The 14,589-nt window shown below is 48.5% G+C and carries 20 protein-coding genes and 1 pseudogene; 4 read left to right on the forward strand and 17 right to left on the reverse strand.

Going from position 1 to position 14,589, the window contains the following annotated elements; all coding sequences use genetic code 11:
* Nucleotides 1-8 precede the first annotated feature (8 nt).
* The 4 genes from LRR79_RS02090 to LRR79_RS02105 form a co-directional block, all read right to left on the reverse strand.
* On the reverse strand, nucleotides 9-185 hold the full coding sequence (locus LRR79_RS02090; RefSeq protein WP_231758773.1) for a PLDc N-terminal domain-containing protein: 177 nt from the start codon (nucleotides 183-185) through the stop codon (nucleotides 9-11).
* A gap of 197 nt (nucleotides 186-382) precedes the next feature.
* Complete coding sequence (locus tag LRR79_RS02095; RefSeq protein ID WP_231758774.1) at nucleotides 383-706, reverse strand: hypothetical protein; 324 nt, start codon at nucleotides 704-706, stop codon at nucleotides 383-385.
* A gap of 246 nt (nucleotides 707-952) precedes the next feature.
* Nucleotides 953-1,252: a type II toxin-antitoxin system RelE/ParE family toxin gene (locus tag LRR79_RS02100; RefSeq protein ID WP_231758775.1), complete on the reverse strand. Its 300-nt coding sequence runs from the start codon at nucleotides 1,250-1,252 to the stop codon at nucleotides 953-955.
* A complete protein-coding gene (locus tag LRR79_RS02105) occupies nucleotides 1,249-1,515 on the reverse strand; it encodes a CopG family ribbon-helix-helix protein (RefSeq protein ID WP_166214682.1) in 267 nt (88 codons plus the stop codon). The genes LRR79_RS02100 and LRR79_RS02105 overlap by 4 nt, the downstream gene beginning before the upstream one ends.
* 108 nt (nucleotides 1,516-1,623) lie before the next feature.
* Here LRR79_RS02105 and LRR79_RS02110 point away from each other — a divergent pair.
* A pseudogene (locus LRR79_RS02110) lies at nucleotides 1,624-2,430 on the forward strand (IS91 family transposase); the annotation flags it as partial.
* A gap of 268 nt (nucleotides 2,431-2,698) precedes the next feature.
* Here LRR79_RS02110 and LRR79_RS02115 read toward each other — a convergent pair.
* From LRR79_RS02115 to LRR79_RS02125, 3 genes are all read right to left on the reverse strand, one after another.
* A complete protein-coding gene (locus LRR79_RS02115) occupies nucleotides 2,699-3,160 on the reverse strand; it encodes an SRPBCC family protein (RefSeq protein WP_231758777.1) in 462 nt (153 codons plus the stop codon).
* A 346-nt stretch (nucleotides 3,161-3,506) separates the two neighbouring features.
* Nucleotides 3,507-3,818, reverse strand: coding sequence for a hypothetical protein (locus LRR79_RS02120; RefSeq protein ID WP_231758778.1), 312 nt, complete (start codon nucleotides 3,816-3,818; stop codon nucleotides 3,507-3,509).
* A 190-nt stretch (nucleotides 3,819-4,008) separates the two neighbouring features.
* Nucleotides 4,009-5,565 carry an IS1182 family transposase gene (locus LRR79_RS02125; protein WP_456085663.1) on the reverse strand — a complete coding sequence of 519 codons (1,557 nt, stop codon included), beginning with the start codon at nucleotides 5,563-5,565 and terminating at the stop codon, nucleotides 4,009-4,011.
* A gap of 287 nt (nucleotides 5,566-5,852) precedes the next feature.
* Between LRR79_RS02125 and LRR79_RS02130 the strand changes: the two genes are divergently transcribed.
* Complete coding sequence (locus LRR79_RS02130) at nucleotides 5,853-6,815, forward strand: IS30 family transposase (RefSeq protein WP_231758780.1); 963 nt, start codon at nucleotides 5,853-5,855, stop codon at nucleotides 6,813-6,815.
* A gap of 183 nt (nucleotides 6,816-6,998) precedes the next feature.
* On the opposite strand, the gene LRR79_RS02135 is transcribed toward LRR79_RS02130, so the two are convergent.
* Together LRR79_RS02135 and LRR79_RS02140 are read right to left on the reverse strand one after the other, a co-directional pair.
* On the reverse strand, nucleotides 6,999-7,325 hold the full coding sequence (locus LRR79_RS02135; protein WP_231758781.1) for a hypothetical protein: 327 nt from the start codon (nucleotides 7,323-7,325) through the stop codon (nucleotides 6,999-7,001).
* A 115-nt stretch (nucleotides 7,326-7,440) separates the two neighbouring features.
* Entirely contained in the window at nucleotides 7,441-7,914 is a 474-nt protein-coding gene (locus tag LRR79_RS02140; RefSeq protein WP_231758782.1) for a DUF6998 domain-containing protein, read from the reverse strand.
* Between the two features lie 357 nt (nucleotides 7,915-8,271).
* Here LRR79_RS02140 and LRR79_RS02145 point away from each other — a divergent pair, with 357 nt between their 5' ends.
* Nucleotides 8,272-9,234 (forward strand): IS110 family RNA-guided transposase, encoded by a 963-nt coding sequence (locus LRR79_RS02145; protein WP_231758783.1) that lies wholly within the window; start codon nucleotides 8,272-8,274, stop codon nucleotides 9,232-9,234.
* A gap of 472 nt (nucleotides 9,235-9,706) precedes the next feature.
* Here the strand turns inward: LRR79_RS02145 and LRR79_RS02150 are convergent, their stop codons facing one another.
* The 7 genes from LRR79_RS02150 to LRR79_RS02180 form a co-directional block, all read right to left on the reverse strand.
* Complete coding sequence (locus LRR79_RS02150; RefSeq protein ID WP_231758784.1) at nucleotides 9,707-10,147, reverse strand: hypothetical protein; 441 nt, start codon at nucleotides 10,145-10,147, stop codon at nucleotides 9,707-9,709.
* 12 nt (nucleotides 10,148-10,159) lie between these two features.
* Nucleotides 10,160-10,540, reverse strand: coding sequence for a hypothetical protein (locus tag LRR79_RS02155; RefSeq protein WP_231758785.1), 381 nt, complete (start codon nucleotides 10,538-10,540; stop codon nucleotides 10,160-10,162).
* A 155-nt stretch (nucleotides 10,541-10,695) separates the two neighbouring features.
* Complete coding sequence (locus LRR79_RS02160; protein ID WP_231758786.1) at nucleotides 10,696-10,857, reverse strand: hypothetical protein; 162 nt, start codon at nucleotides 10,855-10,857, stop codon at nucleotides 10,696-10,698.
* Nucleotides 10,854-11,387, reverse strand: coding sequence for a hypothetical protein (locus LRR79_RS02165; RefSeq protein WP_231758787.1), 534 nt, complete (start codon nucleotides 11,385-11,387; stop codon nucleotides 10,854-10,856). The genes LRR79_RS02160 and LRR79_RS02165 overlap by 4 nt, the downstream gene beginning before the upstream one ends.
* Before the next feature lie 154 nt (nucleotides 11,388-11,541).
* Nucleotides 11,542-11,865: a hypothetical protein gene (locus LRR79_RS02170; RefSeq protein WP_231758788.1), complete on the reverse strand. Its 324-nt coding sequence runs from the start codon at nucleotides 11,863-11,865 to the stop codon at nucleotides 11,542-11,544.
* Between the two features lie 144 nt (nucleotides 11,866-12,009).
* Nucleotides 12,010-12,390: a hypothetical protein gene (locus LRR79_RS02175; protein ID WP_231758789.1), complete on the reverse strand. Its 381-nt coding sequence runs from the start codon at nucleotides 12,388-12,390 to the stop codon at nucleotides 12,010-12,012.
* A 122-nt stretch (nucleotides 12,391-12,512) separates the two neighbouring features.
* Nucleotides 12,513-12,845 (reverse strand): hypothetical protein, encoded by a 333-nt coding sequence (locus LRR79_RS02180; RefSeq protein WP_231758790.1) that lies wholly within the window; start codon nucleotides 12,843-12,845, stop codon nucleotides 12,513-12,515.
* A gap of 358 nt (nucleotides 12,846-13,203) precedes the next feature.
* Here LRR79_RS02180 and LRR79_RS02185 point away from each other — a divergent pair, with 358 nt between their 5' ends.
* Complete coding sequence (locus LRR79_RS02185) at nucleotides 13,204-14,166, forward strand: IS110 family RNA-guided transposase (protein ID WP_231758791.1); 963 nt, start codon at nucleotides 13,204-13,206, stop codon at nucleotides 14,164-14,166.
* A gap of 15 nt (nucleotides 14,167-14,181) precedes the next feature.
* Here LRR79_RS02185 and LRR79_RS02190 read toward each other — a convergent pair whose 3' ends face one another.
* Complete coding sequence (locus LRR79_RS02190; RefSeq protein ID WP_231758792.1) at nucleotides 14,182-14,526, reverse strand: hypothetical protein; 345 nt, start codon at nucleotides 14,524-14,526, stop codon at nucleotides 14,182-14,184.
* Nucleotides 14,527-14,589: the final 63 nt, after the last annotated feature.

Here is a 14,589-nt window from a genome sequence, read left to right on the forward strand (position 1 = left end):
GGCAGGTGTCAGCCTGCCTTACCCCCGGGGCCGATAAGAAACCAGGCGATCAAGCCGATTACCGGCAGAAGCACCACAACAAGCACCCACACCAGTTTTTTCAGACCGCTGGCAGAACTCTGCAGAATTTTGATGATCGCGTAGATATCAGCAATCAGAATAATAAGCCCTAAGATACCTTCCATTTCAGAATCCTCCCGAACGAAGTGTTAAAGATGGCAGTACCGCCACCACGGCAGAATCCAGAGTATAGAATCGTACCCGCGCACTCACGCCCTTATCCGAGCAAACTGGAGAAAGTTGACGAAAGACCGCAAACTGGGCGGCAGAATCCTCCATCAAGGCGCTGACTACCGCAATCCCACTACCAGAGCCACTTCGCCTACATTCGGCTCTCTTGTTTCGACTCCACGGCAACCACCGTATTGTTCTCGACAGTAACAATCACAAGAGACATGCCCCCAAGTGAGCTGGGGAGACGATAGGTGAGGATTTCCCGCTTGATTGGTGTGCCGCCATTTCCCTCGTCCACCGCGATCGTTTCGACCTCGGAATAAAGCGGCGCACCGGCAAGGTAAATGACCTCTTGCTTACTCTTTCCTTCCTGAATGAGCTTTCCATTTGGAAGCCGAAAAGAGCCACTGGCATTGGTCGCAAACGCCGCCACCAGCAACATGATAAATACCGTGAACTTGAGCTTACCCATTAGAGACACTCCTCTTACAAAAGATCATTCAATGTGGCAGTAGTACGAATATCCAGGTGGGGGAAAACGGTTCCCTCTATTACCCCTCGCTTTCTCATACAGGGCCTGTGGCCATGCGGTTGATTGAATTGTGGCAGCGTAGAGACTGCCGCATCAACAAGCGACAGGATAGCGGTTCCAGAGAGAGGTTCTAGCTACAAAACACCAGCAGAAGCTACTGTGGAAGATAATCATCATTAACGCGGTTCAAACTTGATACGAGGAGCCACGACCCACCTCCTTGGTATGCCAGAGCCTCAATATGTAAATGGTATCTACAGCAACCAAATAGCGGACCACGTAATTTCCGATGTACAGATCTCGAATTTTATCTGGGTCAGGCGCACGAGAAACTGGAATACCGATTTGGGGAAAGTCTTCAAGTTTCTTGATGCCCTCCAAAAGCTCGCCGGCTATACGCTGCGCTGCAATTGGGTTTTTCTCAGCAATAAACTCTCTGAGGCGGGTAAGATCAGCAATAGACTCCGGTGAATACTGCAAAATCATGGTTTAGGTGGGGCCTTTTCATTTGGGCCGCCCCAGCTCTGCAGCCAGGATTCTACCTCTTGGGCACTAACCGCCTTACCGGACTTGATAGAATCAAGAGCCTCCAAGGTATCTGACCAAAGAGTCTCTTCCATTTCTTGGCGCGCAATAAACTCCCTAATTGCTTGATTAATAAGGTAATTTTTACTTCTATCAAGCTTCTTTGAGAGGTTTTCAAGCGGGATTTCGACCTCATTATTGAGGCGGATACTGGTTAAGCTCATGACACACCCTCCGATGTATTCACATGTATTACATAATAGTACTGCGAACCATTAGGCCATGGAAGCTCATAACACCCAAAGCAGCGGCGCGCGTTAGCGCGTCCAGCCCGCAGGGCCAAGCTGTTGCCGGTGGAGTACTTCATGGTGACTTTTACCCTCCCGGCGGAGCTTCGCACACTGGCCTGGCGCCATCAAAAAACCGTCTATGACCTGTTGATGACCACTGCCGCCGGGGTTCTCAAAACCTTCGCACTCAACGACGATCAGCTCAGCGGCGAGATCGGCATGACCAGCGTACTCCACAGCCATAGCCGACGTCTGGATTATCACCCGCACTGCCATGTCGTGATTCCCGGCGGTGCGGTGAACCGAAGTAGACGGCAGTGGAAGAAGGTAAAGGGTAAATACCTGTTCAACGGCCAAACACTTGCCAAAGTCTTCCGTGCACGGATGCTCCAGGCCCTGCAAGAGGCTGGACTGCCAGTGCCCAACACGCCAATAAAGTGGATCGTTCAGTGCCAATCCGTCGGCAGGGGACAACCCGCTCTGGAGTATTTATCAAAATACCTTTATCGCGGTGTGATCAGCGAGAAACAAATTCTCAGTGATCGAAACGGCGAAGTAACCTTCCGGTATATCGAAAGCAAAAGCGGCAGCCCCAAAACGCGAACATTACCTGGCGCCGACTTCTTGTGGGTGGTACTGCAGCATGTACTCCCCAAGGGCTTTCGGCGCGTACGCGATTACGGATTTCTGCACGGCAATGCCAAACGATTGCTGCAGCTCGTGCAAGTGACATTGAAAGTGGTCATCGACTCATTCAAGGCAAAGGAAAAGCCTGTATTGCATTGCCCGATATGCAAGGCGCCACTGCAGTTTGTTCAGGCCTTCAGGCCTGGCTGGCTATCCGGATAGCCCGTCAGGATCGTATTAAACACCGGAAGTCATAAGCAAGGAGAAAAGCATCCTATGAGCAACTGATGTCGATCACATTGGCTGCAGAAAAAGGCCAAGGCTCCCGCTCGCCTTCAAAAAATTAATAACACAGCTTGTGCGAAACACCCACCACGCCAGAAAAATATATTTGCTTATATAAAGAACTTTCCGGAAAGCCCGGGCTTGTCCAACAACTGGATGAGATCGCGGCTGCGCGCGATCTATCCTTATTCGTTATGCGTATAATTCATGCTGGGCATCCCTTTGGAAATTGGTCTCGAACCAAGTTAAGTTCGACACCATGCTCGAGCCACGCTTTCAGGCCAGCAAGAACCATTGTATAACCACCCTTAGCATCAATCGCTTGAGGTAATACCTTGTCGCAACTTCCTGGAAATCCCCAGTTGGATATTTTGACTAATGTGGCGTCATTCCCGATAGGCTCGAAGAGCCATTCAACGGTGGTCGGATCTGAATCCCACTCAACCAATATGCGATGGTTTTCTTCTAGCTCTTTGACCGTGAGAGAATCACCAACGCCAAACATTTCCCAATCCCAGCGTATTTTCTTGCCAAGCTCGAGACAACCACTGCTTTTCGTGAACCAGAACTTTGTTGTGATCTCCGGGTTTACAAATGCTTCAAAACATTCAGCTATAGGGCGCCGGATAAGCATCTGAGATGCTACTACTGAATTACTAATTTCCATTTAACACCTCCATAGATCGAGCGTGGAATTTACTGAACGCATAACGAGGCTGTAGAAAAACTCCGGCCTTTACTTACTGCTCATATTTCACCCAGAAAATCGCGTCTCTTCGTGAATTCTGGATCTACTTTACATGGCGAAAAGCATTTCAGGGCACTCTCCGCACGAAAAATTTATCTACTAGAGAGAGGCTCGAGTTTTTCTACAGCCTGAACGCCGCCAGCAGGGGCAGCTTACCTTGTGCGCGTTTTGCGCAAAAATGGGAGCACAGCGACCCGCGCAAAAGGTGCACAAGGTAAGCTGTCCCGCGGAGGGCCGAAGGCCCGGAGCATCTTGCCTGGCTTTGTTAACTGCTGAATGCAATGTAAGCCACCAGACTGACTATACCGATGAAAAGAAGCGAGTAAATTACATACACCACCGCGAACGTGGCCCGCCAACCCTTGCCATCCTGTTTTTGACAGCCCTTGCCGTACGCGACTAAGGGGCCTGCTACCGCGGCATAGTACCCCAGAGCCAAGAGGAAGCTCTTACCCAGTAAGCGAAATGTTTCATCTTCAGCGGTTAACGTGTTTAGGAAAAGCATGGCTATCGCCATACTTAACACGAAGTAAGATACGCCGCCGACAACATGATCTTTGATAATACTTATTTTCATTATTTATCCACACTATGCCGACTAACTGCAGTTAACGAGCCTGTAGAAAAACGACTCTCACAATCGCTCTCTCTTGGCTGCTTTCAATTGACATTTCTTGATCACAATTCAATCACACATCTTTAACATAATCACGCTTGTGTGTATTTTTCGCATATTTCGGCGACACAAGTGTGGATAACCCTGCTAATCAGTGGATAGCGCCGTAATTCATCAACTTCTCGATGTTGTGCACCAGACAAAACATCTGCCATTGCCCCTGCACCTTGCGTTTGCCACGCAACGAGAAGCGATTTAATCGCTTGTTGGTACCGATATTGCCAAAGACCGGCTCCACCACCGACATGCGATGACTGTAAATCGTTTTCCCTTCCAGGCTATCGATCCGCTTCTTCATCCAGTCCATTGCGGTTTTTCCATTGGTCCAGGTAAAGGACACCTGTCGGCCGTGGCCGTCTCGGGTATCGGCCGAAGCCGGGTTACGCATGCACTGGTGTTTAATTGGGCAGTGGCGACAATCCGTCAGCCGACCTTCAAAGAAGAGCTTTCGCTTTCCTGCACTGACGTGCTCTTCTCGATAGAGCAACATTTCATTGCCAGCGGGGCAGATACAGGTCTTGCTTCTTTTATTAAGCTTGAACTCGCTCGCAGGAATCACCTGCTTAACGCCCTTTACGGTATCTCGATGACGCTTGCCATGTTTCTCTTTTTGCTTAGCAAACGCCTTGTCGCGGGAGCGGAACTGGTTATCGGGGATGTAAGCGTTGATACCTTCGCCTCTCAGCAACGCATTATTGTCCTCACTGGAAAACCCGGTATCCGCGGTGACAATCACCTGCTCCGCAAGAATGTCCTCGGCGATGCCGGCATTCCGATAGCGCGTATTAATGCCATCGAGAATTGGCTTTAATGTGTGGGTTTCCTGCCCCTCACCAAAGGCCTGCGCCTCGACAATAATCTGGTGTTTCTTGTCCACCGCCGCGACACCGTTGTACCCCTGGATGGTACCTTTGCTGGTGGTCATCTTGGCCGACTCGTTGTCGGTGATGTTACTTTTGACTTCTTTCGGCTTCTTACCCTGCCCCATCCTTGGGGCTTGCGTCTTTAGGAAGTTGTCAATCTTTTCAAAGTGCTTCTCCAAGGTTTTATTCGCCTGCTCCAGACGCTGCTTCCGCTCCCGTTCGGCGGGCTTCCTTCCATCCAGCTTCTTATGTTCCGATAGACAATGACGGATCTTCTTGCGGATCTTTGCCTGCTTTTCCTCGAGCTCTTTAAAAGTTCCAGAGTGTGACTTGCTGGCATTCGACGACATCTTGCAGCCATCAATGGCAAAGAGTTCATTACCCAAAAGACCTTCCTGGTCGCAAACCATCAGCACCTGCTCGAAGACAGACTGTATGGCATCGGGATAACTACTCACAAAGCTGGCAATACTGGTGAAGTGCGGCACGCTGTCACAGGACAGAGCTTTGAACAGTATATTATGCTCACACTGCCATTGGATCTCCCGGCTGGACGTGATGCCTTTGGAGTAAGCGAACAGGATAATCTTCAAGAGAATAGCCGGATCATATGCAGACCGACCACCACCTTCATTCTTATACTTGTCGTAGAAAGCGGAAAGATTGATACGGTTGTCGATCAGGTGATGCAGCGTGTACTCGAAGGTATTCGGCTGCAATTGATCTTCGAAATTGATTACAACCATTGTGTCCTGGCTGTAATTATAGGGCTTGAAGTTAGGCATGACGGGATCTCGAAACCGGGCCCGCAGATTTTATCAAAATCCACTAGGTTTTAAGAGTTTTTCTACAGCCTGAACGCCCAGCGCAGGCGCAGCCAACGCGGAGCGCGTTTTGTGTTAATGTTTGAGCGACAGCGAGTAACATAAAAGGCGCGTAGTGTTGGATGTCGCTCTGCCGCTGATTGTTAAGGCTCCCGGATTCATATACTAACCGCGACACATTACCTAAAACTGGAGGTGATCTGCGATACTAGGGGCATTTTACTCCCGCCAAGAAGTGAATTGCACCAATGAAGTATCAACAGATCACCAGAGAAGAAAGATACACGATTGCGGCCTATCGTGCACAAGGTCTTTCCGTCAGCCATATTGCCGAGTTGACTGGACGCCACAGGAGTACTCTCTATAGGGAGTTCCAACGTAACAGCTGCCACCGAACAGATGGCGGTTATAGACCGAGCAAGGCCGACAGTCGTACTCGAGGGCGACGTAGACGATCACGTCGTAATAGGCACTACTCTGAACGCCACTTTAAACTTGTGCGAGCGTTACTTCGGAAAAAGTACAGCCCAGAGCAAATAGTCGGTTATATACGCAGACATAAATTGATGGAACGCCGGTTAAGCCACGAAACTATCTACCAGTATATCTGGAGAAATAAGAAGAATGGCGGCAATTTATGGACGCATTTACGCCAAGCCTCAAAGCAGCGTCGAAAGCGCTACAAAGCCTATGACAGCAGGGGGCGACTTGCGGATAAACGGCACATCACAGACCGACCTAAAAGTGTTGAGGGCAGGCGTTACAAGGGCCATTGGGAAATTGACACTGTTCACGGCCGGGGCAGCAACCACTGCATTGTTACATTGCTGGAGCGTAAAACGGGGTTTGTCATGATTGGAAAGCTCAAAAATAAATCAACCTATGAGCTGAACAAAAAAACTGTACGGTTAATTAACCGTGATCCGAGAAACATTAAAACTATAACCGCTGACAATGGTACTGAATTCCACCAATATAAGAAGATTGAAGACTGCTGTGCAGTAAAATTCTATTTTGCCACCCCGTACCACTCCTGGGAGCGAGGAAGCAATGAGCATGTCAATGGATTAATCAGACAATACCTTCCGAAGAATCAAAGCATGGAAGACATTACGCAGCAGCAATGTGACGCTATTGCAATGAAATTAAATAGCCGCCCCAGAAAACGGTTCGGCTACAAAACCCCAGAAGAGATGTACTATGGAAGATAACAGGTATTGTCGCGGTTCAAACTTGATACTAGGGCGGTCGGCACTGCGCGCTCTCCATAAATTGCCGAACTTCTTCTAGAGCCATATCAGAGCAGCTCTCGAAGATGACGTAAGGTATGAGAAGACTCAAGAGTACAAAGTTTTGGACACGAGGATCATCAGCATCATCTAGATCAGCTTTATTCAAATACTCCAATTCAGCCCTAGATAGCTTGGAAACATATAGGTTCTGCAACCCAGATTTATACTGATCCCAGCTAATTTTTTTGGACATTCTTCAATCTCCCGCGTAACTGACAGCGGAAGATCTTTATTGCAATATTTCCAAGAAGATGCATTCAGCCTATCAGAAAGCTCAAAACCATATTCAGAAGCGATCTCTGCATAACCATTTTTACCCAGCCTCGACGCAGTTTCTTCACTTAATGACATGGCTAAACGCGAGTCTGTCACTACGCATCCGGAAGTGAACATAGCAATTAGAATGACGATTACTACTAAAATTTTCATACTGCTCTAACGCCGCGCTCAGCAGCGGCTTGCTTTGTGCGCTTTTTGCGCGAAAATGGGAGCGCAGCGACCGCGCAAAAAGTGCGCAAAGCAAGCCGTCGGCTGCAGCACTTTGTTAGCTGGACAATGCCTGCTTGATACACCGAACCCTAGGATCTGTGAGGATTGGGCCTTTCAAGATTAGTATGTGGGCATTTACATGCTCTCGATACGATGCATACTCTCCGACAACTTCATGAGGAATTATAAGAGCCTCAATGACATTGAATTCTTCATCATAAATTACAGCCGCGAGCTCATCAAAATCTCTTTCTTTATACTTTCGAATTGCGCTCAACTGACGTGACTTATTCTTAGGCGTTACCCGACGCCCTTTTATCTGAATTTTTACGCCACTTTTTGAAATTCCGTCATAGCCGGCTTTTGAATTGGCCTCAAGCTCCAGGTCAAGCGCGTTGGCAACCAACCACTCAGTGTAATCACCTAATGGATTATTCTGCGTGCGAACAACTTCTCTTCTCTGAAGCTCTTTAGTTACCGAAGCCTGCAGCTTCAATAATTCTTTTATTTTTAGATCTTCGAGGTTCATTTTTACTTCTTATCAGCTAACGCCGCCGGCAGGGGCAGCTTACCTTGTGCGCGTTTTGCGCGAAAATGGGAGCGCAGCGACCCGCGCAAAACGTGCGCAAGGTAAGCTGTCCCGCGGAGGGCCGCAGGCCCGGAGCAAATTGCCCGGCCTTGTATGGTCAAATTCCCCAAATATTCGATAAAGTGAGGCCCGTAACTTGCCTCCACAAGTTACCGGTGTGGCAGCTCGATGCCTGGCAGGAGCAGGTTCTACCTAGCCCGTTAACAAGCGTGTAGCGCCACACCGACCCTATGTATAACCCGAACAGTCGAATGGGCCTCATGAGCCCGAATGTAGCAAGGATGGGATGATCTCACAATGCGCGAAATAGCTACAAAAGGGGTAAACGTCGGTGCAGATATTGGGAAGGCTTTTCTTGATATCTACATCCACGAGCGAGACCGGTATTGGCAAATTGATAACACCAAAACCGCGATCAATAAATGGATCAAGGCGATACGCCGGTTCAAGGTCGAAAGGGTCGTGCTAGAAGCGACCGGCCGGTATGAACGCCTGTTTTATGAGCAACTCGTTGAAGTTGGCATTCCTGTCGTAATTGTGAATCCGTTAAAGGTGCGACGCTACGCGGGAGCCGCAGGGGTTCTCGCCAAGACAGACAAGGTTGACGCGAAGCTCATCGCAGAGTTTGGTGCAGTGATGCAGCCTAAGGTTATGCCTCCAGAATCAAAAATACAGCGTCAAATCAAAGACTTACTGGTTAGACGGCGGCAGCTTATGACCATGCGCACGATGGAGAAAAACAGAGGAAAGATAATGCCCAAGTGCCTTCAAGCTGATTACCGCCGCCATATTAAATTCCTGGAAAAGGAAATCGAGAGAGTCGACGAAAAGCTCGATAAAGCAATCAAAGCCGAGGAGCTTTGGCGCTCCAAGCGCGAACAGCTCGAATCGGTTCCTGGGGTAGGTAAATTACTGGCGACTACGCTAATAGCGGAACTGCCGGAGCTGGGTAACCTGAGCCCCAAGGAGATCGCAGCGCTCGTCGGCGTAGCACCATTCAACAGAGATAGCGGGTCTCTCAGGGGGAAGCGTCGAATAAGAGGTGGCAGAGCACCTGTTCGAACGATTCTCTATATGGCCACCCTTTCATCGACGATTCACAATCCGATGATCCGAGAGTTTTATAAGCGGCTCGTGAACCAGGGCAAACATAAAAAAGTCGCCCTGACGGCCTGCATGCGAAAGATGATCGTGATACTAAATGCCATGGTGAGAGACGGTACTTACTGGGGAGAAAGCGACCTCAAGTTGGCAGCTTGACATCACAGTCGCTTGTTAATGTTTGATGACCTGAAAGCAATTTAATACTGAACAATGCCACCAAACCCAACGCCCCGAAAAACTAACATACTGCGAGTGGCACGATTGGCTGTACCATGCCACGCTTTCCCTGGAGCGGCTTACACGCCCAAAAGGAAAACCCCTCTGAACTCCTTCCGCCGCCAGCGCTAACCTTAACGAAGGGAAGCCACTGAAGCCTCTAAAAATCAACCGTCAATCCCTGCTAGCGATACCGTTTCTACAACGCTAGAGGTCGCCGAATCGCTCATCAAGTAAGCTGAACTTTTTAGGCGGCGGCGTGATGAACCTGAACATTAACGCCCACGGCAGGGGCGGCTTACCTTATGTGCGTTTTGCGCGAAAATGGGAGCGGAGCGACCCGCGCAAGACGTGCATAAGGTAAGCCGTCCCGCGGAGGCCCGAAGGGCCGTAGCTTCACTGCCCGTGATTGTTAGGTTTGCTCCGACAGCCGCGAAATTGGACCTCGTAAATAGAGCCAATAAGCCACCACAAGTGCAATAGCGGCCAAATAGAAGTAGCCAGACATAAATGAGAGCACAAAATATACAATGGCTCCAATTAATGCAGGACTCTTTCCGTGGGCATAGAAGGAGACCCAAAATACAAATATCACTGCAAGGAAAGAGATAAACCCAACCACCATAAATACAATGCTGAGTGCTACCGAATCCCCCTGGATCGGGACGAATTCAAAAACTGGCAGAATCAGCAGTGCGAGAATCAACCAGTATAAACTTATATTTTTTACCACATTCATACAAAAACCTAACGCCGTGCGCAGCGGCGGCTTACTTTGTGGATTTTTTGCGCGAAAATAGGAGCGTAGCGACTGCGCAAAAAATGCGCAGAGTAAGACGTCGGTCTGCCGCACCTTGTTAGTAGCTTACTCGGTGTTGCTTTTCAGGAACTCTGAGAACTCAGACGTAGAGCACTCATAGAACAAGCGTAGTATACATTCAACTTCTTCTGAATTTTTATCTAGAAAAACACCAAACGTATTAACTTTGAAAAATGGCCCCCAAAAGCGTCTACGCTTTGATGTAGCCGCTGATACACACCACGCTCCCTCATCAAATTTTGAAATAGACAATGAGGCCTCATCAATTTCTCCAGATTGAAAGATCAGTAGCTTTTCAGAAGACTCCACTTTTGTGTTGCCCCAGCGGAATCTCTTAAAGAGAGTAACGGCCTCTTCCAACGTTGGTTTGGCAGGAATACTTTGATCCATCTCTTCATCGTAATATCCGCAATACACCGAATTCATTCTTTCTTCCTTGAAAACATGCACATGACACGAACCAGCTACTAACGCCGCGCTCAGCCGCGGACAATTTTGGGCGCTTTATGCGCGATAATGGGAGCGCAGCGACCGCGCATAAAGTGCACAAAGTTGGCCGTCGGCTGCAGCGCCTTGTTAACTTATTCTTGCTCGTCGCTCCGATCCACCAGATTATCTGGGGAACCAAAGGTATCTCTTTTGCTCAACTCTTCTTCGATATCTTTAGGACGAGGCTTAAAGAGATCTTCAGATGATTTCTTTAATTCCTCTTCAATTTTCTTTAATTCATCACTATTTTTCATAGATTTTTCACCAAATAATGCGGAACGCCTTGTTTCCCCGGGCGTAGGGAAAAACCACCGTGAGATGAATAGTATTTCACCAATTTTTCGTTTAGTGGATCCATGATTCTAATTTGAGATGCGCCGATCAGGCGCGCATAAGCTTCATACGCCAACAACGAAACAGGAAACATATCATTTGCGAACAAAACATGTTTATTAAAACGCTCAATAAAATCCAAACGTACAGCAGTGCCCCTGTAGGTCGGCCGGCCGAGCGTCATTGAGCATAAAGTACTTCCATGCCAAACCGAGAGATCAAATGCCTTCGGATAGAAAATTTTGTAGCGGCTCGAAAAATTCCAATCCCAGTTCACTGAACGCTCTTGAGCAAAATCAATCGACTTAAAAGCAGCGAGTGCCTTGTGATCTATTGCCTCCAAGGCAATCTTTCCGAGCAAATGTCTTGGTAAGTTTCTGGATGCCATTTCTCTCGCTTGAGAGCCCAACTTCTCGTACTTATTGATTGTTTCTATATGCGAAACCTGCATTTCAATTCCTTTTGTCGATTTTACTTCCGTATAAGTTAACGCCCAGCGCAGGCGCAGCCAGCGCGGAGCGCCTTTTGTGTTAATGTTTGAGCGATAGCGAGTAACACAAAAGGTGCGTAGCGTTGGCTGTCGCTCTGCCGCTGATTGTTATGAATTATTTCTTGCTCAGAAGGTCAATTACCTGACCTGAGCCAGATGCCCCACTTTGTACCTCTTTAACTTTGTTCAGTAAATGAGGAGACACATTCCATTTTTGGCCGCCGTCCGTAATAACCGTTACCGTTTTTTTATTGTACTTCACTAGCGTTCCGATTTGCCGGCCGCGACCTGGAGGCTCGAAGCTAACCTTCTCACCCGGATTGAATTGCATCATCTCTTTATGAGTGTGCATAGATTCGAGAAATTTCAGCCGCTCAACGATTCTTTGATTTAGAGCGATTAACTCATCTTCCGACAAACTGTCTATATCTATATTCATTGCTCTACTCGATACCGAGATTCATAACGCCCACGGCAGGGGCGGCTTACCTTATGCGCGTTTTACGCGAAAATGGGAGCGTAGCGACCCGCGTGAAACGTGCATAAGGTAAGCCGTCCCGCGGAGGCCCGGAGGGCCGTAGCATTACTGCCCGTGTTTGTTAGGCAGTTGTACCTCGGTGTACATTTCTTGGAGCTCAGTAGGAATTTCACCATAAATCTTTGCCCGCCGAAACGCCTCACTTGCACCAAGATAATCCCCTTCTTTGAAAAGCCTTTCAGCATCCTCTAAGTGCTGCTTATAACGCTCTTCTCTCAAGCCAGCACTCTCACCTCCTTTCACCAGCATACCGATCCCAGTAAAAAGAAAGAGGACCAGTAGCCCGCCAATTATGAATGCTGGATTTGCGAAAAATATTGTTGCGAAAACACTCGCGACGAACAGATAAAAACCAATTTTGGCGATTTTATTATTTCCGCTATCGTTGCCACCACCAAATTTTCCGCCATATCTCTTTATCTGCATGCTGGTTTGCCTAACGCCCAGCGCAGGCGCAGCCAGCGCGGAGCGCATTTTGTGTTAATGTTTGAGCGACAGCGAGTAACACAAAAGGCGCGTAGCGTTGGCTGTCGCTCTGCCGCTGCTTGTTAAGCAAATGATTGCACAAGGGCTAAGGTCAACCCTGAAAGCATTATTGCAAGGCCCAAAATAAGCCCATATTTTACTCGACGTGCCTTTGTAAGAGCCTTCTCGCCTTCCTCTAAAACCTCAGATTCATCTGAATCTAAGAATTTTCTCGAAAGAATCCAACTATACAGCGAAAGAGTATTTCCTAGATCTGAGAACGAATAGCCTGAAGGCGAACCCAATTTTTCCCATATTTCAGGTTCCGATTTTTTCAATGCGTCCGCCAAACTCGGAAATCGAATTTGTAGAACGCTAACAACGAACACCAGGCATCCGAAAATAGTAACGACCATGTTCGACTCTCCATTGCTTAACGCCGCCGGCAGGGGCAGCTTACCTTGTGCGCGTTTTGTGCAAAAATGGGAGCGCAGCGACCTGCGCAAAACGTGCACAAGGTAAGCTGTCCCGCGGAGGGCCGTAGGCCCGGAGCAAACTGCCCGGCCTTGTATGGTCAAATTCCCCAAATATTCGATAAAGTGAGGCCCGTAACTTGCCTCCACAAGTTACCGGTGTGGCAGCTCGATGCCTGGCAGGAGCAGGTTCTACCTAGCCCGTTAACAAGCGTGTAGCGCCACACCGACCCTATGTATAACCCGAACAGTCGAATGGGCCTCATGAGCCCGAATGTAGCAAGGATGGGATGATCTCACAATGCGCGAAATAGCTACAAAAGGGGTAAACGTCGGTGCAGATACTGGGAAGGCTTTTCTTGATATCTACATCCACGAGCGAGACCGGTATTGGCAAATTGATAACACCAAAACCGCGATCAATAAATGGATCAAGGCGATACGCCGGTTCAAGGTCGAAAGGGTCGTGCTAGAAGCGACCGGCCGGTATGAACGCCTGTTTTATGAGCAACTCGTTGAAGTTGGCATTCCTGCCGTAATTGTGAATCCGTTAAAGGTGCGACGCTACGCGGGAGCCGCAGGGGTTCTCGCCAAGACAGACAAGGTTGACGCGAAGCTCATCGCAGAGTTTGGTGCAGTGATGCAGCCTAAGGTTATGCCTCCAGAATCAAAAATACAGCGTCAAATCAAAGACTTACTGGTTAGACGGCGGCAGCTTATGACCATGCGCACGATGGAGAAAAACAGAGGAAAGATAATGCCCAAGTGCCTTCAAGCTGATTACCGCCGCCATATTAAATTCCTGGAAAAGGAAATCGAGAGAGTCGACGAAAAGCTCGATAAAGCAATCAAAGCCGAGGAGCTTTGGCGCTCCAAGCGCGAACAGCTCGAATCGGTTCCTGGGGTAGGTAAATTACTGGCGACTACGCTAATAGCGGAACTGCCGGAGCTGGGTAACCTGAGCCCCAAGGAGATCGCAGCGCTCGTCGGCGTAGCACCATTCAACAGAGATAGCGGGTCTCTCAGGGGGAAGCGTCGAATAAGAGGTGGCAGAGCACCTATTCGAACGATTCTCTATATGGCCACCCTTTCATCGACGATTCACAATCCGATGATCCGAGAGTTTTATAAGCGGCTCGTGAACCAGGGTAAACATAAAAAAGTCGCCCTGACGGCCTGCATGCGAAAGATGATCGTGATACTAAATGCCATGGTGAGAGACGGTACTTACTGGGGAGAAAGCGACCTCAAGTTGGCAGCTTGACATCACAGTCGCTTGTTATGGCCTAGGCTCCACGCCCATGAATGCCATGATGAATAACGCGGCCGCAAAAAACTGTGTGAACTTCCTATAACGTGCAAATTTATTAAGCTCGCCATCATTTAGCCCCCTCCATTTTTTGCTTGACATAAATTCAGTGTATTTCGTAAGAGATTTATTTGGGCTTAAATCGCGCACGATCGATTTTTCAGAAACCGGATATTTTGTGAACACCCCAGGCTCACCAAGTTGACTATATAGCGAGGGATGGCAATTTTTCAGGCGCTCTAAAAATTTTGCATGGAAATAAAATCCAGATGCAATCATTAATAAGCCTATTGCCCAGAAAACGAAAAAGTTCAAATTACCTCACATGCCATAACGCCCGCAACAAACGCGAGCGTAGCGAGTCGAGGCCGATAGGCC

This window comes from Microbulbifer elongatus, assembly GCF_021165935.1.
Classification (GTDB): Bacteria; Pseudomonadota; Gammaproteobacteria; order Pseudomonadales; family Cellvibrionaceae; genus Microbulbifer; species Microbulbifer elongatus.